The organism is Streptomyces sp. NBC_01451 (assembly GCF_036227485.1).
Lineage (GTDB): Bacteria > Actinomycetota > Actinomycetes > Streptomycetales > Streptomycetaceae > Streptomyces.
The window spans coordinates 3,877,847-3,900,527 of the sequence record NZ_CP109479.1 but is presented as its reverse complement, the minus strand read 5'-3'; the positions used below and the strand labels follow the sequence as shown (position 1 = coordinate 3,900,527).

The 22,681-nt window shown below is 71.7% G+C and carries 22 protein-coding genes; 10 read left to right on the top strand and 12 right to left on the bottom strand.

All coding sequences use genetic code 11. The features are described from left to right. Positions 1 to 8 precede the first annotated feature (8 nt). A complete protein-coding gene (locus tag OG595_RS16885) occupies positions 9 to 488 on the bottom strand; it encodes a GNAT family N-acetyltransferase (protein WP_329272930.1) in 480 nt (159 codons plus the stop codon). Positions 489 to 556: 68 nt separating this feature from the next. Here OG595_RS16885 and OG595_RS16880 point away from each other — a divergent pair, with 68 nt between their 5' ends. Further along, complete coding sequence (locus OG595_RS16880) at positions 557 to 1,360, top strand: exodeoxyribonuclease III (RefSeq protein ID WP_329272929.1); 804 nt, start codon at positions 557 to 559, stop codon at positions 1,358 to 1,360. 65 nt (positions 1,361 to 1,425) lie between these two features. On the opposite strand, the gene OG595_RS16875 is transcribed toward OG595_RS16880, so the two are convergent. Then, positions 1,426 to 2,064, bottom strand: coding sequence for a MerR family transcriptional regulator (locus OG595_RS16875; RefSeq protein WP_329282949.1), 639 nt, complete (start codon positions 2,062 to 2,064; stop codon positions 1,426 to 1,428). Between the two features lie 175 nt (positions 2,065 to 2,239). Between OG595_RS16875 and OG595_RS16870 the strand changes: the two genes are divergently transcribed. The 4 genes from OG595_RS16870 (at position 2,240) to OG595_RS16855 (ending at position 6,020) form a co-directional block, all read left to right on the top strand. Beyond that, on the top strand, positions 2,240 to 3,850 hold the full coding sequence (locus OG595_RS16870) for a flavin-containing monooxygenase (RefSeq protein WP_329272927.1): 1,611 nt from the start codon (positions 2,240 to 2,242) through the stop codon (positions 3,848 to 3,850). Then, a complete protein-coding gene (locus OG595_RS16865; protein ID WP_329272926.1) occupies positions 3,847 to 4,842 on the top strand; it encodes an alpha/beta fold hydrolase in 996 nt (331 codons plus the stop codon). The genes OG595_RS16870 and OG595_RS16865 overlap by 4 nt, the downstream gene beginning before the upstream one ends. Then, on the top strand, positions 4,839 to 5,732 hold the full coding sequence (locus OG595_RS16860; RefSeq protein ID WP_329272923.1) for an SDR family oxidoreductase: 894 nt from the start codon (positions 4,839 to 4,841) through the stop codon (positions 5,730 to 5,732). The genes OG595_RS16865 and OG595_RS16860 overlap by 4 nt, the downstream gene beginning before the upstream one ends. A gap of 78 nt (positions 5,733 to 5,810) precedes the next feature. Next, a complete protein-coding gene (locus tag OG595_RS16855) occupies positions 5,811 to 6,020 on the top strand; it encodes a hypothetical protein (protein ID WP_329272921.1) in 210 nt (69 codons plus the stop codon). A gap of 184 nt (positions 6,021 to 6,204) precedes the next feature. On the opposite strand, the gene OG595_RS16850 is transcribed toward OG595_RS16855, so the two are convergent. After that, positions 6,205 to 9,525: a S41 family peptidase gene (locus OG595_RS16850; RefSeq protein WP_329272918.1), complete on the bottom strand. Its 3,321-nt coding sequence runs from the start codon at positions 9,523 to 9,525 to the stop codon at positions 6,205 to 6,207. Between the two features lie 198 nt (positions 9,526 to 9,723). Here OG595_RS16850 and OG595_RS16845 point away from each other — a divergent pair, with 198 nt between their 5' ends. The 4 genes from OG595_RS16845 (at position 9,724) to OG595_RS16830 (ending at position 14,271) form a co-directional block, all read left to right on the top strand. Then, positions 9,724 to 10,329 (top strand): TetR/AcrR family transcriptional regulator, encoded by a 606-nt coding sequence (locus OG595_RS16845; protein ID WP_329272915.1) that lies wholly within the window; start codon positions 9,724 to 9,726, stop codon positions 10,327 to 10,329. 153 nt (positions 10,330 to 10,482) lie between these two features. Beyond that, a complete protein-coding gene (locus tag OG595_RS16840) occupies positions 10,483 to 12,762 on the top strand; it encodes an MMPL family transporter (RefSeq protein ID WP_329282947.1) in 2,280 nt (759 codons plus the stop codon). Between the two features lie 181 nt (positions 12,763 to 12,943). Continuing rightward, complete coding sequence (locus OG595_RS16835) at positions 12,944 to 13,429, top strand: YbaK/EbsC family protein (protein WP_329272913.1); 486 nt, start codon at positions 12,944 to 12,946, stop codon at positions 13,427 to 13,429. Beyond that, positions 13,426 to 14,271 carry a DMT family transporter gene (locus OG595_RS16830; protein WP_329272910.1) on the top strand — a complete coding sequence of 282 codons (846 nt, stop codon included), beginning with the start codon at positions 13,426 to 13,428 and terminating at the stop codon, positions 14,269 to 14,271. The genes OG595_RS16835 and OG595_RS16830 overlap by 4 nt, the downstream gene beginning before the upstream one ends. Before the next feature lie 23 nt (positions 14,272 to 14,294). On the opposite strand, the gene OG595_RS16825 is transcribed toward OG595_RS16830, so the two are convergent. The 9 genes from OG595_RS16825 to OG595_RS16785 all read right to left on the bottom strand — a co-directional run bounded on the left by OG595_RS16825 (position 14,295) and on the right by OG595_RS16785 (position 21,973). After that, entirely contained in the window at positions 14,295 to 14,699 is a 405-nt protein-coding gene (locus tag OG595_RS16825; protein WP_329272908.1) for a RidA family protein, read from the bottom strand. Positions 14,700 to 14,757: 58 nt separating this feature from the next. Beyond that, positions 14,758 to 15,207 carry a GNAT family N-acetyltransferase gene (locus OG595_RS16820; protein ID WP_329282945.1) on the bottom strand — a complete coding sequence of 150 codons (450 nt, stop codon included), beginning with the start codon at positions 15,205 to 15,207 and terminating at the stop codon, positions 14,758 to 14,760. A 77-nt stretch (positions 15,208 to 15,284) separates the two neighbouring features. Then, positions 15,285 to 16,754: a metallophosphoesterase family protein gene (locus tag OG595_RS16815; protein ID WP_329272906.1), complete on the bottom strand. Its 1,470-nt coding sequence runs from the start codon at positions 16,752 to 16,754 to the stop codon at positions 15,285 to 15,287. A 192-nt stretch (positions 16,755 to 16,946) separates the two neighbouring features. Then, positions 16,947 to 18,173 (bottom strand): serine hydrolase domain-containing protein, encoded by a 1,227-nt coding sequence (locus OG595_RS16810; RefSeq protein WP_329272903.1) that lies wholly within the window; start codon positions 18,171 to 18,173, stop codon positions 16,947 to 16,949. Between the two features lie 64 nt (positions 18,174 to 18,237). Continuing rightward, positions 18,238 to 18,642: an organic hydroperoxide resistance protein gene (locus OG595_RS16805; RefSeq protein ID WP_329282943.1), complete on the bottom strand. Its 405-nt coding sequence runs from the start codon at positions 18,640 to 18,642 to the stop codon at positions 18,238 to 18,240. 216 nt (positions 18,643 to 18,858) lie between these two features. Beyond that, positions 18,859 to 19,362, bottom strand: a complete 504-nt coding sequence (locus OG595_RS16800) for a MarR family winged helix-turn-helix transcriptional regulator (RefSeq protein WP_443073055.1) — start codon at positions 19,360 to 19,362, stop codon at positions 18,859 to 18,861. Between the two features lie 10 nt (positions 19,363 to 19,372). Further along, on the bottom strand, positions 19,373 to 20,152 hold the full coding sequence (locus OG595_RS16795) for an energy-coupling factor ABC transporter ATP-binding protein (protein WP_329272899.1): 780 nt from the start codon (positions 20,150 to 20,152) through the stop codon (positions 19,373 to 19,375). After that, a complete protein-coding gene (gene cbiQ, locus OG595_RS16790; RefSeq protein WP_329272896.1) occupies positions 20,140 to 20,901 on the bottom strand; it encodes a cobalt ECF transporter T component CbiQ in 762 nt (253 codons plus the stop codon). Before cbiQ ends, OG595_RS16795 begins: the two co-directional genes overlap by 13 nt. A gap of 1 nt (position 20,902) precedes the next feature. Further along, a complete protein-coding gene (locus OG595_RS16785) occupies positions 20,903 to 21,973 on the bottom strand; it encodes an energy-coupling factor ABC transporter permease (protein ID WP_329272893.1) in 1,071 nt (356 codons plus the stop codon). A gap of 149 nt (positions 21,974 to 22,122) precedes the next feature. On the opposite strand from OG595_RS16785, the gene OG595_RS16780 reads away from it, so the two are divergent. Beyond that, positions 22,123 to 22,485, top strand: a complete 363-nt coding sequence (locus OG595_RS16780) for an SsgA family sporulation/cell division regulator (RefSeq protein ID WP_329272889.1) — start codon at positions 22,123 to 22,125, stop codon at positions 22,483 to 22,485. Positions 22,486 to 22,681: the final 196 nt, after the last annotated feature.

Below are 22,681 nucleotides of genomic sequence, written 5' to 3'. Positions count from 1 at the left end.
CCAGCCCTCTACAGGGGCTTGGCGAAGCAGAGGCTCGCCTCGTAGTGGCGGTAGTAGCCGAACTTGGCGGAGGGTTCGTAGCCGCTGGAGGTGTACAGGGCGATGGCCTCCGGCTGTCGGTCGCCCGTCTCCAGGACCATGCGGGTGCGGCCGGCGGCGCGGGCGTCCTCCTCCAGGGCGGCGAGTATGCGGCGGGCCAGACCGAGCCCGCGCGCCTCCTCGACGACGTACATCCGCTTCAGTTCGGCGTCGCCGGTCAGATAGCCTTCGTCGTTCGCGTTGTCGCGACCGCGCCAGCCGCCGGTGGCGACGGGCCGGTCCTGCTCGTCGTACGCGATCAGGTACAGGCCGGACGGCGGGTCGAACATCGCCGGGTCGAGGTGGGTGGCGTCGCCCTCGTCCTCGTAGCGGGCGGCGTACTCGGCCTGGACCTGGTCGTTGAGCTTGACGGCGTCGGGGTGGTCGAAGGAGACCCGGCGGATATTCATTCCATACACGGTACATGTATGCATGTCGGTGTCGCCACGTGTTTCCGCTGTCCGGGTATCGTGCCCGCGTGCTGACTGTGACCTCTGTGAATGTGAACGGACTCCGCGCCGCCGCCAAGAAGGGCTTCGTGGAGTGGCTCGCCGGAACCTCCGCCGACGTGCTGTGCCTCCAGGAGGTGCGCGCCGAACCGCAGCAGCTGCCGGAGGAGGTCCGCGCGCCCGAGGGCTGGTACGTCACCCACGCGCCCGCCGCCGCCAAGGGCCGCGCCGGGGTCTCCCTCTACACCCGCCGCGAGCCCGACCGTGTCCGGATCGGCTTCGGCTCCGCCGAGTTCGACGGCAGCGGCCGGTACGTCGAGGCCGACCTGCCCGGCGTCACCGTCGCCAGCCTGTACCTGCCGTCCGGCGAGGTCGGCACCGAGCGGCAGGACGAGAAGATCCGCTTCATGGACGAGTTCCTCGCCCACCTCAAGGACCTGCGCGAGCGGGCCGCCGCCGACGGGCGCGAGGTCGTCGTCTGCGGCGACTGGAACATCGCCCACCGGCCCGCCGACCTCAAGAACTGGCGCGCCAACCAGAAGAACTCCGGGTTCCTGCCGGAGGAGCGGGAGTGGCTCGGGCGGGTGCTGGACGAGGGGGACGGGGGGTTCGTGGATGTGGTCCGGGCGCTGCATCCGGATGTCGAGGGGCCGTACTCGTGGTGGTCGTACCGGGGGCGGGCCTTCGACAACGACTCGGGGTGGCGGATCGACTACGAGATCTCGACGCCGGGGCTCGCCGCCAAGGCGGTCAAGGGGTACGTCGAGCGCGCGGCGACGCATGAGGAGCGCTGGTCGGACCACGCACCCGTGACGGTCGTCTACGACCTCTGAGCCGTCTCGCCCCAGGAGCCCCAGGAGCCTCAGGGGACCTGTGAGCCCCAGGAGCCCCAGGGATCTCAAGAGCCTCCGGGTTCTCGGCCGTCCTGGCGCATCCGGCGGTCCAGCGCCAGTGAGAGCTCCGCCTCCACCACCCGTTGCGCCAGGGGGCGCAGACGTGCCGGGTCCGCCGCCGGGGCGTGGGTGAGGATCACGTCCGTGAAGATCTCGGCCAGGGCGTCCGCGTGGTCGCGTACCCGTTTGCCCGCCGCCAGGACGGCCGAGAGCGGGATGCCCTCCTGGACCAGCGCCGACGACGCGTCCAGGAGGCTGCGGCTGATGTGGACGATCTGGTCGCCGTCGGTGCCCAGGTAGCCGAGGTCCATCGAGGCCGCGAGGTTCTCGGGGGTGGCGTCCGGGCCGAAGCGGTCGGCGAGTTCCTCGGGGGTGAGGCGGACCGGGGTCTCCTCGGTGGGGGCGCCGAGGCCGAGCAGGTCGGCGACGTCGCGGCCGTTGTCGAAGGCCTCGGCCAGTTCCGCGATGCCGTTGAGGGTGTGCCCGCGTTCCAGCAGCGCCGAGATCGTGCGCAGGCGGCCCAGGTGATGGTCGTCGTACCAGGCGATGCGGCCCTCGCGGCGGGGTGGCGGGATCAGTTTGCGTTCGCGATAGAAGCGCAGGGTGCGGACGGTGATGCCGGCCAGCCCGGCCAGCTCCTCCATCCGGTACTCGCGCTCTTCTGCGGTCTCCGCTGCGTCTGCCACGTCGGAACCCTACGGCGTACCAGCGGTAACTTTCCTTCTTCCGGCCCCTACCCATCAGTACGAGCGTCCTCTACTGTCCCCATTGCGCCAGTGTTCACTGGCGGAGTCGCGGGTGAGGGTCGGAGGCATCGGCATGGCTGAACACGAAGCCGAACAGGAAGCCGAACACGAACATGTGCGGGTGGCGGTGATCGGGTCCGGGTTCGGAGGGCTCGGGGCTGCCGTGCGGCTGCGCCGCGAAGGCGTCACCGACTTCGTCGTCCTGGAGCGGGCCGGCAGCGTCGGCGGTACCTGGCGCGACAACAGCTATCCGGGATGCGCCTGTGACGTGCCGTCCCACCTCTACTCCTTCTCCTTCGCCCCGAATCCCGACTGGCCGCGCGCCTTCTCCGGGCAGGAGCACATCCGTGCCTATCTGGAGCACGTCACCGACGTCTTCGGACTGCGGCCCCATCTCCGCCTCGACTCCGAGGTGAAGAAGATGACCTGGGACGGTGGACGGTTGGCTTGGGTCATCGAGACCAGCAGCGGGACCCTGCTCGCCGATCTCGTCGTCTCCGCCACCGGGCCTCTCTCCGATCCCAAGGTGCCGGACGTCCCGGGGCTCGACACCTTCCCCGGCAAGGTCTTCCACTCCGCCCGCTGGGACCACGACTACGACCTGCGCGGCAAGCGGGTCGCGATGGTCGGGACCGGGGCCTCCGCCATCCAGATCGTGCCCGCGATCCAGCCCGACGTCTCCCGCCTCACCGTCTTCCAGCGCACCCCGCCCTGGGTGATGCCCCGCGTCGACCGGGCCATCGGCGACGCCGAGCGCGCCGTGCACCGCGCGCTGCCCTTCACCACCCGGCTGCGGCGCGGACTCCTCTGGGGCATGCGGGAGTTGCAGGTCCAGGCGTTCACCAAGCATCCGGGCGAGCTGGGGGCGGTGGAGGCGCTGGCCAGGCGCAACATGCGCCGCTCCGTCAAGGATCCGGCCCTGCGCGCCAAGCTCACCCCGGACTACCGCATCGGCTGCAAGCGCATCCTGCTGTCGAGCGCGTACTACCCGGCGCTCACCCGGCCCAACGTGGACGTCGTGGCGAGCGGACTGAGCGAGGTACGGGGCTCCACCGTCGTCGGCGCCGACGGGAGTACGGCCGAGGTCGACGCCATCGTCTTCGGTACGGGGTTCCACGTCACCGACATGCCCATCGCCGACCGGGTTGTCGGCGCCGACGGGCGTACGCTCGCCGAGGCCTGGGCGGACAGCGGGATGCGGGCGCTGCGCGGGGCGTCGGCCGCCGGGTTCCCCAACTGGATGACGATCATCGGGCCCAACACCGGCCTCGGGAACTCCTCCATGATCCTGATGATCGAGTCCCAGCTGAACTACATGGCCGACTACGTAAGGCAGTTGGGCGTGCTCGGAGGGCGGGTCGCGCTCGACGCCCGGCCCGCCGCCGTCGACGCCTGGAACGACCGGGTCCAGGAGCGGATGCGGCGCACGGTGTGGAGCACGGGCGGGTGCAGCAGCTGGTACCTCGACGCGAACGGGCGCAACACCACCGTCTGGCCCGGTACGACGTCCGAGTTCCGGCGGGCGACCCGGAGCGTGAATCTCGCCGAGTACGAGGTGCTGCGGGCGGCGGTCGGCAACAGCACCGGCGGGGGCAACAGCAGCAGCAACAACAGCAACAGCAACGGCGCCGGTGACCTCAGCGGCGCCGGTGACCTCAACTCGACCGTAGGGGTGGACGCGTGAGCCGGCTGATGTCCGTGTCGGGCGGCCCGTACGTCCCGCCGGTGCCCGTCCGTGAGCTGACCGTCGTTTCGGCGGACGGCGCCCGGCTGCACGCCGAGGTGCACGGCGTGGCCGACGGGCCCGTGGTCGTCCTCGCGCACGGCTGGACCTGCTCGACCGCCTTCTGGGCCGCCCAGATCCGTGAACTCGCCCCCGGTCACCGGGTCGTCGCCTACGACCAGCGCGGCCACGGACGCAGTCCGGCGAGCCCCGTCTGTAGTACCGACGTACTCGCCGACGACCTGGAGGCCGTCCTCGCGGCCACCCTCGCGCCCGGTGAGAAGGCCGTGGTCGTGGGGCACTCCATGGGCGGGATGACGGTGCTGGCGGCCTCCGCGCGGCCGGGGTTCCGGGAGCACGCGGCGGCCGTACTGCTGTGCAGCACCGGCAGTTCGCGGCTCGTCGCCGAATCGCTGGTCCTCCCGATGCGCGCCGGGCGGCTGCGCACCTGGCTCACCCGGCGGAGCCTCAGCTCGCGCGCCCCGATGGGTCCGGTCACTCCGGTCTCCCGGCGCATCCTCAAGTACGCGACGATGGGCGCCGGTTCGTCGCCCGCGATGGTCGAGGCGTGCGCCCGGATCGTGCACGCGTGCCCGCGCAAGGTGCGGTACGCCTGGGCTCGGGTCCTGGACGGGGTCCAACTCGACTCACAGGTAAGGGAGTTGACCGTTCCGGCTGCTGTCGTCGTCGGTACGGCCGACCGGATGACCCCGCCCGTTCACGCGCGGGCACTGGCCGCCGCGCTGCCCCGGTGTCACGGTGTGACCGAGCTGCCCGGCCTCGGGCACATGACGCCAGTCGAGGCGCCGGAGGCGGTGACCGGGGTGATCCGTGAACTCGTCGCGGTGTACGGGAAGTCGGGGGCGCGGGGCACCCGGGCCGGCGGCGACGGCACCCGGGCCGGCAGTGACGTACGTGTCGACGGCGGCGTACCTATCGAGGAGAGCGCATGAGCAAGGTCAGTCTGGACGGGCAGGTCGCTGTCGTCACGGGGGCCGCCCGGGGGGTCGGTGAGCTGCTCGCGCGCAAGCTCTCCGCTCGCGGGGCCAGGGTCGCGCTGGTCGGGCTGGAGGCCGACGAACTCAAGCAGGTCTCGGAACGGCTGCACACCGACAGCGCGTACTGGTATGCCGACGTCACCGATCACGAAGCGATGGCCCGGGTGGCGGGGGAGGTCAAGGAGCGGTTCGGGAAGGTCGACATCGTCGTCGCCAACGCGGGTGTCGCGAGCGGCGGGCCCTTCGTCGACTCCGATCCGGAGTCCTGGCGGCGGGTCATCGAGGTCAACCTGATCGGGTCGGCGGTCACCGCCCGGGCGTTTCTGCCGGTGCTGATGGAGAGCCGGGGTTATCTGCTCCAGATCGCGTCCCTGGCCGCCATCACCCCGGCGCCGATGATGACCGCGTACTGCGCGTCCAAGGCCGGCGTCGAGGCGTACGCGCACTGTCTGCGGGCCGAGGTCGGGTACAAGGGCGTCCGGGTGGGGGTCGCGTACCTGTCGTGGACCGACACCGACATGGTGCGCGGGGCCGACCAGGACGACGTCATGCGGGAGTTGCGGCAGCGGTTGCCGTGGCCGGCCAGCAAGACGTATCCGCTGGGGCCCGCCGTCGACCGGCTCGTGGCGGGGATCGAACGGCGGTCCAGCCATGTGTACGGGCAGGGCTGGCTGCGCGGGATGCAGGGGATACGGGGGTATCTGCCGGGGCTGATCGGTGCGGTGGGGCAGCGGGAGGTCGGGCGGTTCTCCGGACGGTTGCAGGGGATGGGTACCGGGCTCGTGGGCGCGGGTGGCGCGGCCGACGAGGAGGCGCGGGGGCGGTCGGTCACCGAACGTGACTGATCGAAATGCGTGGGTTGTCCTGGCGTGCAAATCTGGTCGAGCCCCCATCCCCTCACCCACTTACGGGAGTGAACCCACATGGGCATGAAGGACGAGATGCAGGACAAGGCGCGCCAGGCCAAGGAGAAGATGGAGCAGGCCCGGAAGGGTCAGCAGGGCCAGCGCGAGGAGGGCCGTCAGGACCGGCCGGGTCAGGAGACTCCGGAGCGGGGGCGTCCGCGTGACGAGGAGACGGAGCGGGCGATGCGGGAGGAAGCGGAGCGGATCGACCGGGACTACGACGCGTAGTCCTGCTTGAGCGAGCGGTTGGCGTGGGGTGCCCTCTGGTTTTCGAGGGCACCCTGCGCTTTTGTTCGGGGTGTTGGGGGTGCGTTGCCGGGTGGGGGTGGGTGGGGGCTGGTCGCTCGGTTCCCCGCGCCCCTGAGCGTGTGACCCCGGCGCCTCCTGTCAGGAACTCGGCCGGAGCCTTGGTTCACGACCGCGGCGGGAGTTGTGGTCTCGCTCTGTTGGGGACCTCGTCGTAGGTCGGCGGGGTTGCCGCGGGGTGGGTTTCCAGCAGGGCCAGGGCCAGTTTGATGGCGTCGTCCGTTTCGACGTGGCGGCCCTCCGCCCAGTCCAGCGGGGTGCGCAGGACCTCCAGGTCCGGGGCGACGCCCTGGTTCTCCACTGTCCAGCCGTAGGTGTCGAACCAGGCCGCGTTCATCGGGACCGTGATCACCGTGCCGTCGCCCAGGCGGTGGCGGCCGGTCATGCCGACCACTCCGCCCCAGGTCCGCTGGCCCACCACCGGGCCCAGACCGAGGAGTTTGAAGGCGGCCGTGATCATGTCGCCGTCGGAGGACGTCGCCTCGTCGGCGAGGGCGACCACCGGTCCCCGGGGGGCGTTCGAGGCGTACGAGACCGCCTGGGCGTTGCGTGTCAGGTCCCAGCCCAGGATCGTGCGCGTCAGTTTCTCCACCACCAGTTCGCTGATGTGGCCGCCGGCGTTGCCGCGCACGTCGACGATGAGGGCGGGCCTCGACACCTCCATGCGCAGGTCGCGGTTGAACTGGGCCCAGCCCGAGCCGCCCATGTCGGGGATGTGCAGGTAGCCGCACCGTCCGCCGCTCAACTCCCGTACCACTTCCCGGCGTTTGGCCACCCAGTCCTGGTACCGCAACGGCCGTTCGTCGACGAGCGGGACGACCGCGACCCTCCGCGCCCGGCCCGCGCCCGCGGCCGAAGCGGTGTCGGTGGAAGCGGCACCGGTCGAAGTGACGTCGGCCGCGGTGACGTCGGCCGCGGTGAACGTCAGCTCCACCGTCGTACCGCCCGCTCCCGCGAGCAGCGGGAACGGGCCCGTCACCGGGTCCACCGGGCGCCCGTCCACATGGGTGAGCAGCGCGCCCTCCCGGATTCCCGAACCGGCCAGCGGGGAGCGGGCCTTGGAGTCGGAGGAGTCGCCGGGGAGGATCCGGTCGAGCATCCAACCGCTTTCCCTGCGAACGAAGTTGGCACCCAACAGGCCCTGCCTGCGCTGGTAGTGGGGCGGGCCCTCGTTGCGGCGGGCGGGCGTGACGTACGCGTGGGACGTGCCCAGTTCGCCCAGGACCTCCCGGAGCAGGTCCGCGAACTCGTCGGGGGAGGCGACCCGTTCGACGAGCGGGCGGTACTGCTCCAGCACCGCGTCCCAGTCGATGCCGCACATCCGGGGTTCCCAGAAGTAGGCGCGGATCAGGCGGCCGGCCTCCTCGTACGACTGGCGCCATTCCGCCGGGGGGTCGACCTCGTGCAGGACCCGGCGCAGGTCGATCCAGACGGTCGTGTCGCCGTCGCCCGGGTCGGTGGAGGGCACCGCGCGCAGCTCGTCCTCGTCCACCACGACCAGCCGTGAGGCGTCGCCGCTCACCGCGAACCAGTCGAGGTGGTCGACGAGTTCGGACTTCTTGCCCTTGCTGATGTTGAAGTGTTCGAGTGTCGGCCGGCCGCTGGTGTCGTCCGGGTTCGCGAACGTCTCGCCGAGCGCGCCGGAGATCGGCCAGCGCAGCCACACCAGTCCGCCGCCCGCGACCGGATACAGCGCCGAGTACTTGGACGCGGCGACCGGGAAGGGCGTCACCCGGCTCTCCAGTCCCTCGGCCTCGACGGTCACCGTGCCGTCGGCGCCCTCGTCCGAGGCGGGGTCCAGGCCACCGGCGGCCGGCCGTCCGTCGGGGGAGAGGGCGAAGGGCGAGGGCGTGGCCGAGGAGAGCGGGACGAGGTAGGGGCGGCAGCCGAGCGGGAAGGAGAGGTCGCCGGTGTGGACGTCGTACACCGGGTCGAAGCCCCGCCAGGAGAGGAAGGCGAGATAGCGGCCGTCCCTGGTGAAGACCGGGTTCTCGTCCTCGAAGCGGCCGTTGGTGACGTCGACGATCAGACGGTCCTTGATGCGCGCCATCTTGATCTGGCGCAGGGAGCGGCCGATGCCCGGGTGGGACCAGGTGAGCCAGGCGCCGTCGGGGGAGAAGGCGAGGTCCGTGACCGGCCCGTTGAGGGAGCAGATCAGCTCGGTGACCTCCCCGTTCGACTCCTCCGAGGCGTCGATGAGGAGAAGGCGGCCGTCGTGGGCGGCGATGGCGAGGCGTTCGCCCGCCGGGTCGGAGACCAGTTCGAGCACCCGGCCCAGGCCGCCCGAGGCCAGCCGCCTCGGCTCCCGCTCCCCGCTGGCCCTCGGCAGATACGCGATCTCGACCGCGTCCTCGCCGTCGGCGTCCGTGACGTACGCGACCTGCCCGCCCGAGCCGAGCATCTCGGGGAGCCGGACCCGTACCCCGGGTGTGTCGGTGATGGTCCGGGCCGGGCCGTCCCGGTGCGTCAGCCAGTACAGGCTGCCGCGTACGACGACGGCGCTCGCGCGGCCCGTCTCGTCGACGGAGATGCCGTCGACGTGCTGCGCGGCGGGCACCTGGTACGTACGGCGGCCGGCGCGCGGGCCGCCGAGCCGTACGTCGAGGCGGCGGGGGACGGAGTCGGCGGCGAGGTGGTCGACGATCCACAGGGCGCCCGCGCACTGGTACACGACCCGGGTGCCGTCGCTGGAGGCGTGCCGGGCGTAGAAGGCGTCGTGGTCGGTGTGGCGGCGCAGGCCGGAACCGTCGTACGCGCACGAGTAGAGGTTGCCGACGCCCTCGTGGTCGGAGAGGAAGGCGATGCGGTCGCCGACGAACATGGGGGAGTGGAGATGGCCGTCGAGGTCGGCGAGCAGACGCTCGCCGTGCAGCCAGAGGCGGCCGGTCGCGCCGCCCCGGTAGCGCTTCCAGGCGGCCGGTTCGTGCGGCGGGGTGCCGGTGAGGAGGAGGGTCTTCCGCTCCCCGCCGATGTCCGTGACCTGGATGTCGGAGACCGGTCCCCAGGGGAGCCGGCCGCCGGGGCCGCCGCCCGCCGGGACGCTGTAGGCCCAGGTGAAGTAGGAGAAGGGCTGCCCGTGGGAGGCGACGGCGAGGATGTCGCCGTCCGGGGACCAGCCGCAGACCTGGGTGTCGGCGCTGCCCCAGTAGGTGAGCCGCTGCGCGGGGCCGCCGTCCACCGGCACCCGGTGGATCTCGGGCACGAGGCTGCGCCAGCTCGTGTACGCGATGTGCCGGCCGTCGGGCGAGAAGCGCGGGTGCCCGACCTTCGTACGGTCGACGGTGAGCCGCCAGGCGCGGCCGTCGGTGCCGGACGGCCCCGGTCCGGGGTGTCCTCCGTCTCCGTCGAGGCGGGCGAGCCAGAGATCGTCCTCGGCGACGAAGCACAGCAGGTCACCGCTGAGGTGGGGCAGGCGCAGATAGCTCACCTCCCCATGCTTTTCCGGGAATCGGGCCTGGGCAACTCGTGAAATGTCGGGAACATGGATACGAGTGGACGCGGCCCGTGAGTGAGGACACGTACGAAACGGTTTCGTTTCTATGAATCTCGGGGTATGTTCATTGACGTAGGGCGGAGCTGTACGAAACGGTGTCGTCCGAAACCGGAACAGGAAAGGGTGAGTGACATGACCGAGGTCGCAACGGCGCGTCGTAGTCGGATCACGCCCGAGCGAGAGGCCGAGTTGTACGGCGCCACGCTCGACCTGCTCCGGGAAGTCGGCTACGAGGCCCTCACCATGGACGCCGTCGCCGCCCGTACGAAGTCCAGCAAGGCCACGCTCTACCGCCAGTGGGGCGGCAAGGCCGAACTGGTCGTCAGGGCCATGCGGCACTTCAAGCCAGGTGGCGCCGCCGGCGCCGATATCGACACCGGTTCCCTGCGCGGCGACTTCCACGCCCTGCTGCTGCGCGAGGACGACTGCGCCATGGAACAGAACTCCGCGCTGATGCGAGCTCTGGGCATGGCGGTCCATGGCAACCCGGATCTCCTCCTGGCGTTCCGGGAACTGCTCGTCGAGCCGGAGATGCTGGAATTCCGCAAGGTGATCCAGCGTGCCATGGACCGTGGAGAGGTCCGCGCGGACAATCCGGCGGCCGACTATGTGCTGCACATGATGATCGGCGGCTTCGTGGCCCGCACGCTCGTCGACGAACGGCCACCGACCCAGGACTACTTGCGTGACTACATCGACGCCGTGGTGCTCCCCGCCCTCGGCGTGCAGGTCCCGTAGGGCAGTCTGTCCGTCTCCGAACCAGCCCTCGAACAACCCCACTTGTACCTGACGCGACCGCTCACGTCGTCGGGCTGATCACCCCTGCACCCCAACAGGCCGATCAACCCTGCCCTGTTGCTGTTCAACGACCTGACCGGGAGTACGCCCCTCGTGGCCACGTTCCTCTACAAACTCGGCCGGCTCGCCTTCAGGCGACGGCATTTCGTCGCCCTGATATGGGTGGCGCTGCTGACGCTCGCGGGAGTCGGCGCGGCCAGCGCGCCCGCCGCGGGCACCACCTCCTTCTCCATCCCGGGTACGGAGGCCCAGAAGGCCTTCGACCTGCTGGAACAGCGTTTCCCCGGCGCCAGCGCCGACGGAGCGACCGGGCGCATGGTCTTCAAGGCGCCCGAGGGCCAGAAGATGACGGACGCGGCCAACAAGGCGACCGTCGAGAAGACCGTCAGGCAACTGGGCGACGGCTCCGAAGTCGTCTCCGTCACCGACCCGTTCACGACGAACGCCGTGAGCAAGGACGGGACGGTCGCCTACACGTCGGTGAAGTACACGCTGCCCGGCATGGAGCTCGCGGACGCGACCAAGAACTCCCTGGAGAAGGCCGGCGACCAGGCCCGGGCCACCGGGCTGACGGTCGACGTCGGCGGTGACGCGTTGCAGGCGGAGTCCGAGCCGGGGGCGATCGGTGAGGCCGTCGGCATCGCCATCGCCGCGGTCGTCCTCGTCATCACGCTGGGCTCGCTGGTCGCGGCCGGACTGCCGCTGCTGACGGCGATCATCGGCGTCGGTATCGCCGGCGCCACCATCACCTCCCTCGCCAACGCGCTCGACCTCGGCGACAGCACGTCCACGCTCGCGCTGATGATCGGCCTCGCGGTCGGCATCGACTACGCGCTGTTCATCGTCTCCCGTTACCGCGGCGAGCTGGCCGACGGCCGCGACCGCGAGGAGGCGGCCGGCCGGGCCACCGGCACCGCAGGCTCGGCGGTGGTCTTCGCGGGCCTCACCGTCGTGATCGCCCTGGCGGGCCTCGCGGTCGTCAACGTGCCGATGCTCACCAAGATGGGCCTCGCGGCGTCCGGCACGGTGGTGGTCGCCGTACTCATCGCGCTGACCCTCATCCCGGCGCTGCTCGGATACGCGGGCCGGAAGGTCCAGCCGGCGGGCCAGAAGAAGAGCAAGAAGGCGAAGAAGAACGAGAACGAGAACAAGAACAAGGACGAGCGCGAGCGCGAGAGCGAGAGCCGGACGAACGGCCAGGTCAAGCCGGTCGCCGGGCCCAACATGGGCACCCGGTGGGCGCGCTTCGTCATCCGCCGCCCGGTCGCCGTACTGATGTTCAGCGTGCTCGGTCTCGGCGCGATCGCGCTCCCGGTCACCCAACTGGAACTGGGCCTGCCCGACGACGGCTCGCAGCCCACCTCCACGACCCAGCGCAGGGCGTACGACCTGCTGTCGGAGGGCTTCGGCCCCGGCTTCAACGGTCCCCTGATGGTCGTGTACGACGCCCAGGGCACCGCCGACCCCCAGGCCGGCGCGGACAAGCTGGCCGACAGCATCAAGGGTCTCAAGGACGTCGTCACGGTCACCCCGGCCGCGTTCAACAAGGCCGGCGACACCGCGACGATCACCGTGATCCCGGCTTCCAAGCCGTCCTCGGCACAGACCGAGAACCTGGTCCACGCGATCCGCGACCAGAGCGCCGACGTCAAGGCCGAGACGGGCGCGACGGTGCTGGTCACCGGCACCACCGCGATGAACATCGACTTCTCGCAGAAGCTCAACGACGCCCTCATCCCCTACCTGGGCCTGGTGGTGGGCCTCGCCTTCCTCCTCCTCATCCTGGTCTTCCGCTCCATCCTGGTCCCGCTCAAGGCGGCCCTGGGCTTCCTGCTCAGCGTCCTCGCCGCGCTCGGTGCCGTGGTCGCGGTCTTCCAGTGGGGCTGGCTGGGCGGTCTGCTCGGCGTCGAGGAGACCGGCCCGATCATGTCGATGGTCCCGATCTTCATGGTCGGCGTGGTCTTCGGTCTCGCCATGGACTACGAGGTGTTCCTCGTGACCCGGATGCGGGAGGCGTACGTCCACGGCGAGTCGCCGTCGAACGCCGTGGTGACCGGCTTCAAGCACAGTGCCCGGGTCGTGGTCGCCGCCGCGATCATCATGATGGCCGTCTTCGGCGGCTTCATCAGCTCCAGCGAGTCGATGATCAAACTCTTCGGCTTCGGCCTGGCGATCGCCGTCTTCTTCGACGCGTTCGTGGTCCGCATGGCGATCGTCCCGGCGGTACTGGCCCTGCTGGGCAAGCGGGCCTGGTGGCTCCCGAAGTGGCTGGACCGCGTCCTCCCCAACGTCGACGTCGAGGGCGAGGGACTGCGCACCCTGGACGACGACAGCCGCCCGAAGGACGAGGACCGGGAGCTGGTACGAGTCTGACGTACCGCGCCTGACGTACCGCGTCTGAGACAGGCCGGCCGGTGAGGGCCCCGTGGGGACGGGGAGCCCTCACCGGCTTCCGTCTCTCCGGGCCCGGGCCGGCGCTCCCCGCACCTCACCCCTGGTCCCGCCACCCGGAATTCGTTCGTGGCGCATCTGTCCGCCAGCTAACGTGCCGGGCATGACCACGTCTTCCCGTTTCGCCGAGGCCCTCGATGAGCTGGGCCTCGGAGAGCTCCACTCCCGTATCCGCCGGTTCCCCGACGAGACCCGTACCGCCGCCGAGGCCGCCGCCGCGATCGGGTGCGAGCTGAGCCAGATCTGCAAGTCGCTGATCTTCTCCGCCGACGGGGTCCCGGTCCTCGTCCTCATGGACGGCGCCTCCCGTGTCGACGTCGAGCTCGTCCGGCGCGAGCTCATGGCCGCGAAGGTCACCCGCGCCAAGGTCGACGTCGTACGGGAGACCACCGGGTACGCCATCGGGGGCGTGCCGCCCTTCGGGCACCGGACCAGGACCCGGGTCCTCGCGGACCGTTCGCTGCTGGAGCACGACATCGTCTGGGCCGCCGCCGGTACCCCGTACACCGTGTTCCCCATGGAGCCGAAGTCCCTGATCGCCCACGCCGGCGCGACCCTCGTGGACGTACGCGAGTCGGCGGCTCCGTGACCCCGGCCGTCACCGCCGCCGTACTGCTCGCCGCCGTCACGCACGCCTGCTGGAACGCGCTCGCGCACCGCATCACCGACAAGCTGGTCGGGTTCACGCTCATCGCGGGCGGCGGAATGCTGATCGGGCTGGTCGCGGTGCCGTTCCTGCCGGTCCCCGCTGCCGGGGCGTGGCCGTATCTCGTCGCGTCGGCCCTCATCCACATCGTGTACTACGTGCTGCTCATGCGGTCGTTCCGGCTCGGCGACTTCGGGCAGGCGTATCCGATCGCGCGCGGTACCGCGCCCCTCGTCGTCACCGTGCTCGCCGCCGTGTTCGCCCACGAGGTGCCGAACGGCTGGGCGGCGGCCGGAATCGCCGTGTCCTGTACGGGACTTACCGGGGTCGCGCTGTGGGGGATGCGCGGGCGGCGGCCCAACTGGGCGGCGATCGGGGCCGCGTTGGCGACCGGGCTGTCCATCGCCGCGTACACCGTCGTCGACGGTCTGGGCGTACGGGCCTCGGGCTCCGCGCTCGCCTACATCGCCTGGCTGATGGCCCTGGAGGGCATCGCCGTCCCCGCCTACGCGCTGTACCGCTGGCGGGGCCAATTCCTTGTGACGGTGCGGCCGTTCGCTGCCCTCGGGCTCCTCGGCGGCGCGCTGTCCGTGGCGGCGTACGGCCTCGTCCTGTGGGCGCAGACCCGGGCCGAACTCGCCCCCGTGGCCGCGCTGAGGGAGTCGTCGATCATCGTCGGGGCGGCGATCGGCGCCGTGTTCTTCAAGGAGCGGTTCGGTGCGCCGAGGGTCGCCGCCGCCGGGCTGCTCGTCATCGGGATCGGGCTGATGCTGCACGCCGGGTAGGCGGCGGCGTGGCACTCCAGCTCCTATGGGCGGACCGCCACCGCGTCCACCTCGAACAGCATTCCCGGCAGGGCCAGCGAGGCGACACCGCTGAGTGTCTGTGCCGGGAGCCGGGTGCCGAAGCGGGTGTGCAGCGCCTTGCCGAGGGTCTCCAGCTTGTCGGGGTCGTGGTCGACGACGAACGTGCCGAGCCGTACGACGTGTTCGTAGCCGAGGCCGACTCCTTCGAGTGCCGAGCGCAGCCGGTCGAAGGCCAGGTCCACCTGCGCCGCGAAGTCGCCGGGGACGGGGGAGCCGGTGGCGTCGGAGGCGTACTGGCCGCCGATGTACACGGGTTGGCCCGGGGCCGACACAGCGTGGCTGTAGCCGAACGGCGTCGGGTCGTGCAGGGCGGGCGGGTTGGTGATCGTGCGCTGGTCGGAGATCATGTCGGGGCCAACGCCCGCCGTGCGCCCACGATTCCGGCAGACGGTCGCACGCGCCTGCTCAGGGCGTCGGGGCCGCGTAGCAGCGGACCTTCACCCACTGGCCCGGCCCCCACTCCTGCGCCACCTCCGCCGCCAGCAGTGTCCAGCCCAGGCGCTCGTACAGGGCCGCCGCCGCGGTGTCCGTCGACGCCACGTCGAGTACGGGGTGCAGGGCGCGGGACTTCGCGTCCGCCACCGCCCGTTCCATCAGCGCCGCGCCGACTCCCCGGCCCCGGGCCGCCGGATCGACGTACAGGCGGTTGATCACGGCCGTCGGGCCCCGGTTCCACAGGGCCGCCGCCGCGTCGCCCTCCTCGCTGCGAGACAGGACGATGTGACCGACGATCCCCCCACCGTCGGCCTCTTCCGCCACCCACACCGCGAGGAGTGGGCGCGGGGTCAGCCAACCGGCCGGGTCCGTCGGCCAGTTGAGGGGATACGCGTTCCGCTCGTGGACCGTCGCCAGCACCCGTACGCACGCGTCGAGGTCGGCGTCCGTGCGGGGGCGGACATGGAAGGAGGCTGCCTTCGAGGCGCTGTTGTCCGTCACGCGCGCTGGTAGGCGCGGACGCCGGACAGGTCGTGGAGGCGCATGCTGTTGCGGTCGGTCACCGAGCGGCCGAGGGCGTGGTGGGGCCAGAGGCCGCCCGCCGTGAGGCGGCTGCGTTCGACCCAGGCGCGGGCCGGGACGCTGCTGTTCTTGTAGTAGTTGAGGGCGTAGCCGCCGGTGTGGACGCGCAGGAGGCAGAAGCCGCCCGGGTAGTCCTTGACCGCGCTGACCTCCTGCTGGGTGACGTGCGGCGCGCCGGTCAGGACCGTGCGCTTGTTGCGGTGGGTGTGGCCCGCGTGGTGGAGGAAGACGCCGGGGGAGGAGGCGTAGGCGTCGACGATCGAGCGGGCCTGGCCGCGGTCCAGGCGCTGTCCCCGGCCCATCGGGAACACCGAGTCCCGTGTGGTGAGCGGGTGATGGCCGAAGACGACGGTCGGCTGGTCCCGGTCGCGCCTCAAGTCGGTCTGGAGCCAAGCCAGTTGTTCGGCGCTCAGTCCGCCCGCGTCGCCGCCGTTGCCCTCCTTCTCATAGGTGTCCAGGCCGATGAGGCGCAGGCCGCCCAGGTCGCGCGCGAAGTAGCCGGGGCCGTCGGAGCCGCCCAGGAACCCGTCGCGGAAGGAGTCGTCGGGGTGCCTGGGGCGGTCGTGGTTGCCCCGTACGACGAAGTAGTCCCGTCCGTGGGTGCCGAAACCGTCCAGGATGCGGCGGGCCTCGGCCAGGTCCCGGGGTGCGCCGGCTGCCGAGATGTCCCCGGCGGCCAACAGGACGTCCGCGCCGCGCCGGTGGGCCTCCTCGACCATCGCCACGCTCATGATCTCCGGGTACGGGTCGAGGCCGGGCGGCTGCGAGACCCCGCGCAGCATCGGGACGCCCGCCACCCGGCCCGCCGTGGTCTCGCCGAGGTGCAGGTCGTTGCAGAGCGCGATGGAGAGGAGGTGGCGGCCGGGGGGCGGCTGGGGGGTCGTGAAGGAGTAGGGGCCGCCGTGCGAGCCCAGGCCGTGCAGCGAGGTGCCGACCGCGTTGCCGCGCACCAGGTGCAGGGGGGTCGGTGTGGCCGCCCGGCCGCGCGAACGGGCCTGGTAGTAGTACGTCCGGCCCGGTTCCAGGTCCGTCAGCTCGACGTGGTGGTGGGCGGTCGGCCGGTCCTCCGACGCCGTGCGGTCGAGGTGGGCGGGGTGGGTGCCGTACACGACCTCGCCCTCGGTGACGGCGGGGACCAGGTGGCCGAAACCGTCGTCGGTGCCGGGCACGACCGTGTACCAGGTGATGACGGCGCGGTCCTCGGTGAGCGTGACCAGCTCCAGGTGGAGGGCCGTCACGACATCGGTGCGCGTGACACGTTCCCGGCGCGCGGCGAGCGCGGACCGCAGGACGGCGGGCGTGAGCAGCGCGCCGGACCGGACGAGATCGCGGGGGGCGGGGAACGCCGCCAGGGCGGCGAGGGGAGCGGAGAGACAGCAGCGCATGATCGGAACGTGCCCGTGGCCCGTCAACGGCTGCCGTGGGGGCGGGTGCGGCCGGAGGCGTGGGGCACGACAACTCCTTGGCGTCGGTGCGGTCGGTGCGGGGGCTCTTGAAGCGTACGACCGGGGGTGGGCGCACATCCTTCGCCCGGGGGCGATCGCGACGAACGTCACACAACGGACGCTGCGCGCGCCCTACAGCTCCACCGCCTCGGCCACCCCCGGCACCGCCCGCACCGCCCGTACCAGTGCCTGTGCCCGTGCGTCCGCCGTCACGCTCTTGCGGAAGCCGTTGGTCACGTACCCGAACGCGATGCCCGAGCCGGGGTCGGCGAAGCCGAGGGCGCCGCCGCGCCCCGGGTGGCCGAAGGAGCCGGGGGTCAGGAGCGGCGAGGCGGTGCCGTGGAGCATGTAGCCGAGGCCGAAGCGGGTGCCGATGACCAGGACGCGGTCCGGGCCCGCCGACTGCTCGCGCCGGGCCAGTTCGGCTGTCGCCGGGGTGAACAGGCGGGTCCCGCCGTCGACCCGTCCGATCAGGGAGGCGTAGAAGCGGGCGAGGCCGTCGGCCGTGGCGATGCCGTTGGAGGCGGGGAGGGCGGCGGCCCGGTACGCGGGGTCGTTCTCGTCGGGCAGCGGGGTGATCGCGGCGAAGGCGCGGCTGGTGAGGGAGCCCGGGTCGGCGTAGGCGTCGGCGACGGACCGTTTGGGGCGTGTCCTGAGGCCCGGGCCCGCCGTCTCGGGTGTCCGGGCCCGGCCGACCCGGCCCGCGCGACCCGCCCGGGCCTCCGCGTCCGGCAGCCCGATCCACAGGTCGAGGCCGGCCGGTCCGGCGATCTCGGTGGCGACCCAGTCGCCGATCGGGCGCCCGCTGACCCGCCGTACGAGCTCGCCCGTCAGCCAGCTGTACGTCTGGGCGTGGTACCCGTGGTCCGTGCCCGGCTCCCAGGCCGGCGCCTGGGCCGCGACCGCCGCCGCGCCGAGGGCGGGATCGGCGGCCTGTGCCGGGGTGAGCGGCCGGTCGAGCACGGGGACGCCCGCGCGGTGCGAGAGCAGGTGCCGTACGAGGGTGCGTTCCTTGCCCGCGGCCTTGAACTCGGGCCAGTACTCGCCGACGGGAGCGTCCAGGTCCAGTTCGCCGCGCTCGGCCAGCATCAGGAGTGCGGCGGCGGCCACGCCCTTCGTCGCGGAGCGCACGATCTGCGCGGTGCCGTGCTCCCAGGGCGCCGGGCCGGACTCGGCGTCCGTGTCCCCGTCGAAGTCCCGTACGCCCGCCCACAGGTCGACGACCCGCTGCCCGTCCCGGTACACGGTGACGGCGGCGCCGCGTTCGCCGCCGGTCGCGAAGTTCCGTGCGAACGCGTCCCGGACCGGCTCGAAGCCCTCCGCCACCACGCCGTTCACGTCTGCGTTCAAGTCCACCATGTCCACGCGGGTGTAACACGCACGCACCCGCCCCCGATTCCTCGGCGCGGAGGGAACCGGCGGATCAGCCCAGGATGATCGTCACATCGATGTTGTCGCGGGTGGCGTTGGAGTACGGGCAGACCATGTGTGCCGCGTCCACCAGCTTGGCCGCGATGTCCTGGTCCAGGATCGGCAGCGAGACGCTCAGGGCGACCGCGAGGCCGTAGCCGCGCTGCCTGTTGGGGCCGATGCCGACCTTCGCGGCGACCGTGGAGCCGGTCAGGTCGTAGCCCTCGCGGCGGCCGACCAGGACCAGCGCGTTGTGGAAGCACGAGCTGTAGCCGGCCGCGAACAGCTGCTCCGGGTTGGTGCCGTTGCCGTCGCCGCCCATCTGCGGGGGCATCGCCACCTTCAGCGCGAGCTGGCCGTCCTGGCTGGTGACATCGCCGTCCCGGCCGCCGTGGGCGGTTGCCTCGGCGACGTACATGATCTTCGTCGGACGGGTGTCCGGACGAGCATCGGTACGGGCCTCGACGTCGATACCGGCGTCAGTCACGGCAGAACCTCCCCCAAAGCGGACAACAGGAACATGTGTAGATACTGCGAATACCGCAACTACATCGTGCACAAGGTACCGGCTGGTAGGGGTGTATTCGCTACCCGGGGGTAGAAACCGCCGGTAACCTGAGGTCAGCGGCCGGCCTCAGACCGGACGGGCCCGGTCGGCCGCCCCCTGCGCCCGAGCCGCCAGGTCCCACAGCTCGCCCCGCAGCCGCGCGACCTCGCCCCCGCTCAGCTCCGTCGCCGCGAGCAGCGCGCCCGGTACGCGCGCCGCGCGCTCCCGGAGCTCCGCGCCCCGCCCGGTGACGCCGACGGACACCGACCGCTCGTCCAGCACCGACCGTTCCCGGCGGACGAGCCCCGCCGCCTCCAGCCGCTTGAGCAGCGGCGAGACCGTGCCGTAGTCGAGGCACAGGGCGGTGCCCAGCTCCTTCACGGTCATCTCGCCGCGCTCCCACAGGGCCAGCAGCACGAGGTACTGGGGGTAGGTGAGGCCCAGTTCCTCCAGGAGCGGGCGGTAGGCGGCGGTCACCGCGCGCTGGGCCGCGTACAGCGCGAAGCACAACTGGTCGTCGAGGCGCGGCGACCCGGGATCGTACGTGCCGTTGTGCGCGTCCTCTTGTTCGATCACGCGCCCATTGTCCATGTGCCCGTCGTCATGCGGTGCGGGTGGCCGGGACCGAGCGCGGGTCGAAGCCGTAGGGCAGTTCCAGTCGGTGGGCGCGCATCAGGCCGTCGTCGCCGAGGAGGTCGCCGGTGCGTCCGTCGGCGGCTATGACGCCCTCGCTGAGGATCAGGGCGCGCGGGCACAGTTCCAGGGCGTACGGGAGGTCGTGCGTGACCATGAGGACGGTGACGTCCAACGACCGCAGGATGTCGGCCAGTTCGCGGCGCGAGGCGGGGTCGAGGTTGGAGGACGGCTCGTCGAGGACGAGGATCTCGGGCTCCATCGCGAGCACCGTCGCCACGGCCACCCGGCGCCGCTGCCCGAACGAGAGATGGTGCGGCGGGCGGCCGGCGAAGTCCGCCATGCCGACCAGGTCGAGGGCGGTACGGACGCGCCGCTCCAGCTCCTCGCCCTTCATTCCCGCGGCGGCGGGCCCGAACGCGACGTCCTCGCGGACGGTCGGCATGAAGAGCTGGTCGTCGGGGTCCTGGAACACGATCCCGACCTTGCGCCGGATTTCGGCCATGTGCCGTTTCCCGACGGGCATCCCCGCCACGGTGACCGTCCCCGCGCCCCCGGTGAGGATGCCGTTGAGGTGCAGCACGAGGGTCGTCTTGCCGGCCCCGTTGGGCCCGAGCAGTGCCACCCGCTCGCCGCGCCCGACGGAGAAGTCGACGCCGAAGAGGGCCTGGTGGCCGTCGGGGTAGGCGTAGGCCAGCCCGGCGACTTCGAGGGAGGGGGAGAGCGAGGGTGTTGTCACAGGGACCATCCCAGCAGACAGACGGCGAGCGCGGCGACGGGCAGGGCGAAGGCGTACGACCACTGCGCCCGGGACGCGGTCACCTCGTCGATGACGGGCATGGAACCGGTGTATCCCCGGCTCACCATGGCCAGATGTACGCGCTCGCCCCGCTCGTACGACCGGATGAACAGCGCCCCGGCGGACTTCGCCAGCACCCCCCAGTGCCGGACTCCGCTCGCCTCGAACCCGCGTGACTCCCGGGCGATCCGCATCCGCCGCATCTCGTCGGCGATGACGTCGCCGTACCGGATCATGAAGGAGGCGATCTGCACGAGCAGCGGCGGGAGTCCGAGGCGCTGGAGGCCGAGCAGGAGTTCGCGCAGTTCGGTGGTGGAGGCGAGGAGGACGGAGGTGGCGACGCCGAGGGTGCCCTTGGCGAGCACGTTCCAGGCGCCCCAGAGGCCGCCCACGCTGAGCGACATGCCCAGCACCTCCACCCGCTCGCCCTGTGCCACGAACGGCATGAGCACGGCGAAGGCGACGAAGGGGACCTCGATCAGCAGCCGCTTGAGCAGGAACACGGCGGGCACCTGGGCGGCGCGGGCCACCCCCGCCAGCAGTACGGCGTACACGGCGAAGGCCCACACCGCCTCCCGGGGGGTGGACACGACGACGATCACGAAGGCGAACGCGGCGGCGAGCTTGGTGTGCGGCGGCAGCGCGTGCACGGGGGAGTGCGCGTGCCGGTAGAGCCGGTGGGCGTGCCCGGCGCCCATCTCAGACGCTCGCGCGCGGGGTGACGGAGGCGGCCGGGGCGTCCCCGTCGCTACGGCGCCTGCGCACCGCCCAGAAGACGCCGGTCCCGGCGACGATCGTGGCGCCGACGCCGATCACACCGGCGAGGCCGCCGGAGAGCCGCCCGTCGGTGATGCCCTCGACGGAGTAGTCGGCGAGCGGGGAGTCGGCGGCGGCGTGGTCCTCGACCTTGGCGTCGATGCCCTTGTCGGCGGCGACCTTCTCCAGGCCGTCGGGGCTGGCGGAGGCGTAGAAGCTCACGCCCCCGGCGAGGACGAGGGACGCGGCGAGGCCGGTGAGCCAGACGTTGCGGGTGCGGTGGGAGGGGGCGAGGGCGGGGGACGCGGGCTGCGGCTCGGGCGCCGCGTCCACCAGTTCGCCGTTGACGCGCAGCTGGAGCTTCCGGGTCAGGCCGCGGGCGCCGTACACGAGGTCCGGTCGTACGGCGATGACGGCGCCGACCGTGAAGGCGGTGATCGCGGCCTCGCCGAGCCCGATCAGGACGTGCACGCCGACCATGGCGGTGAGGACCCGGCCGATCGGGACGTCCGTCGTGCCGCCGACGGCGTAGACGAGGGTGAAGGCGAGGGCGGCGGCCGGTACGGAGAGTCCGGCGGCGACGAAGGCGGAGACGGTGACGGACCGCCGCTTCCTGGGGAGCACCTTGACCAGTCCGCGGAAGACGGCGTAGGCGACGACGGTCGTCACGACGGCCATGACCGTGATGTTCACGCCGAGCGCGGTGAGGCCGCCGTCCGCGAAGAGGATGCCCTGCATGAGCAGGACGACGGACACGCACAGGACCCCTGTGCAGGGGCCCACGAGTATCGCGGCCAGTGCGCCGCCGAGCAGATGTCCGCTGGTCCCGGCCGCGACCGGGAAGTTCAGCATCTGCACGGCGAAGATGAACGCGGCCACCAGACCGGCGAGCGGCGCGATCCGTTCGTCCAGTTCGCGTCGGGCACCGCGCAGGCTCATGGCGACGGCGCCCGCGGCGACGACTCCGGCCGCTACGGAGACGGGGGCGTTGATGAATCCATCAGGCACATGCACCGTTCGATGATAGTGGCTTGTTGCGAACTCCTCGCAAGAGCGATCTGAAAGCAGTTTGCTGCGTATTTGGGAAAATATGCGACATTGGAGAGGAAGTGGAAGCGGATTCATAGCTTCTGCACAGGTCACGCAGCGTAAGGGGCCGTCCGATGTCCGTAGTCGAGCAGTACGCGCGAGCCCATATCGTCACGGCCACCCCGGACGACCACGACGACCGGGACGACCGCGACGCCGTCCCCGTCGTCCTGCGCTACGACCCGGACGCGGATCCGCGCGCCGTCCGCATCGGCCTGCCCGGTCCGCACGAGTGGACGTTCTCGCGGTCCCTCCTGGAGGAGGGGCTGCGGGCGCCGGTGGGATCGGGGGAGGTGCGGGTGTGGCCGTGCGGGCGCGTGCAGGCGGTGGTCGAGTTCCACTCGGCGGGTGGTGTGTCGGTGGTGCAGTTCGAGACGAAGGCTCTGACGAGGTTCTTGCGGCGTACGTATATGGCGGGGGCGCGGGTGAGTAGCTGACGTCGGGTTTTCTCGCCCCCGCCGCCCTTACCCGTCCCATCCCAGCCCCCAGTGGGGTCCCCTCTGGGGGCTGCGCCCCCAGACCCCCCTACGGCCCTGAACGGGCCTAGTCCTCAAGCGCCGGACGGGCTGGAGACGCGGGCCGGCGCTGGAGAGGTGCCGTCCGGTGGTGGAGACGCGGGCCGGCGCTGAAGGG

What these genes read in the sequence shown, in the direction of transcription:
- OG595_RS16870 (WP_329272927.1), top strand. Translation starts at nt 2,240, where the DNA reads ATGGCTGAACACGAAGCCGAACAGGAAGCCGAACACGAACATGTGCGG.
- OG595_RS16855 (WP_329272921.1), top strand. Translation starts at nt 5,811, where the DNA reads ATGGGCATGAAGGACGAGATGCAGGACAAGGCGCGCCAGGCCAAGGAG.
- OG595_RS16885 (WP_329272930.1), bottom strand. Translation starts at nt 488, where the DNA reads ATGAATATCCGCCGGGTCTCCTTCGACCACCCCGACGCCGTCAAGCTC.
- OG595_RS16860 (WP_329272923.1), top strand. Translation starts at nt 4,839, where the DNA reads ATGAGCAAGGTCAGTCTGGACGGGCAGGTCGCTGTCGTCACGGGGGCC.
- OG595_RS16815 (WP_329272906.1), bottom strand. Translation starts at nt 16,754, where the DNA reads ATGCGCTGCTGTCTCTCCGCTCCCCTCGCCGCCCTGGCGGCGTTCCCC.
- OG595_RS16795 (WP_329272899.1), bottom strand. Translation starts at nt 20,152, where the DNA reads ATGGTCCCTGTGACAACACCCTCGCTCTCCCCCTCCCTCGAAGTCGCC.
- cbiQ (WP_329272896.1), bottom strand. Translation starts at nt 20,901, where the DNA reads ATGGGCGCCGGGCACGCCCACCGGCTCTACCGGCACGCGCACTCCCCC.
- OG595_RS16810 (WP_329272903.1), bottom strand. Translation starts at nt 18,173, where the DNA reads ATGGTGGACTTGAACGCAGACGTGAACGGCGTGGTGGCGGAGGGCTTC.
- OG595_RS16825 (WP_329272908.1), bottom strand. Translation starts at nt 14,699, where the DNA reads ATGATCTCCGACCAGCGCACGATCACCAACCCGCCCGCCCTGCACGAC.
- OG595_RS16835 (WP_329272913.1), top strand. Translation starts at nt 12,944, where the DNA reads ATGACCACGTCTTCCCGTTTCGCCGAGGCCCTCGATGAGCTGGGCCTC.
- OG595_RS16780 (WP_329272889.1), top strand. Translation starts at nt 22,123, where the DNA reads ATGTCCGTAGTCGAGCAGTACGCGCGAGCCCATATCGTCACGGCCACC.
- OG595_RS16875 (WP_329282949.1), bottom strand. Translation starts at nt 2,064, where the DNA reads ATGGAGGAGCTGGCCGGGCTGGCCGGCATCACCGTCCGCACCCTGCGC.
- OG595_RS16805 (WP_329282943.1), bottom strand. Translation starts at nt 18,642, where the DNA reads ATGTACGTCGCCGAGGCAACCGCCCACGGCGGCCGGGACGGCGATGTC.
- OG595_RS16845 (WP_329272915.1), top strand. Translation starts at nt 9,724, where the DNA reads ATGACCGAGGTCGCAACGGCGCGTCGTAGTCGGATCACGCCCGAGCGA.
- OG595_RS16800 (WP_443073055.1), bottom strand. Translation starts at nt 19,362, where the DNA reads ATGGACAATGGGCGCGTGATCGAACAAGAGGACGCGCACAACGGCACG.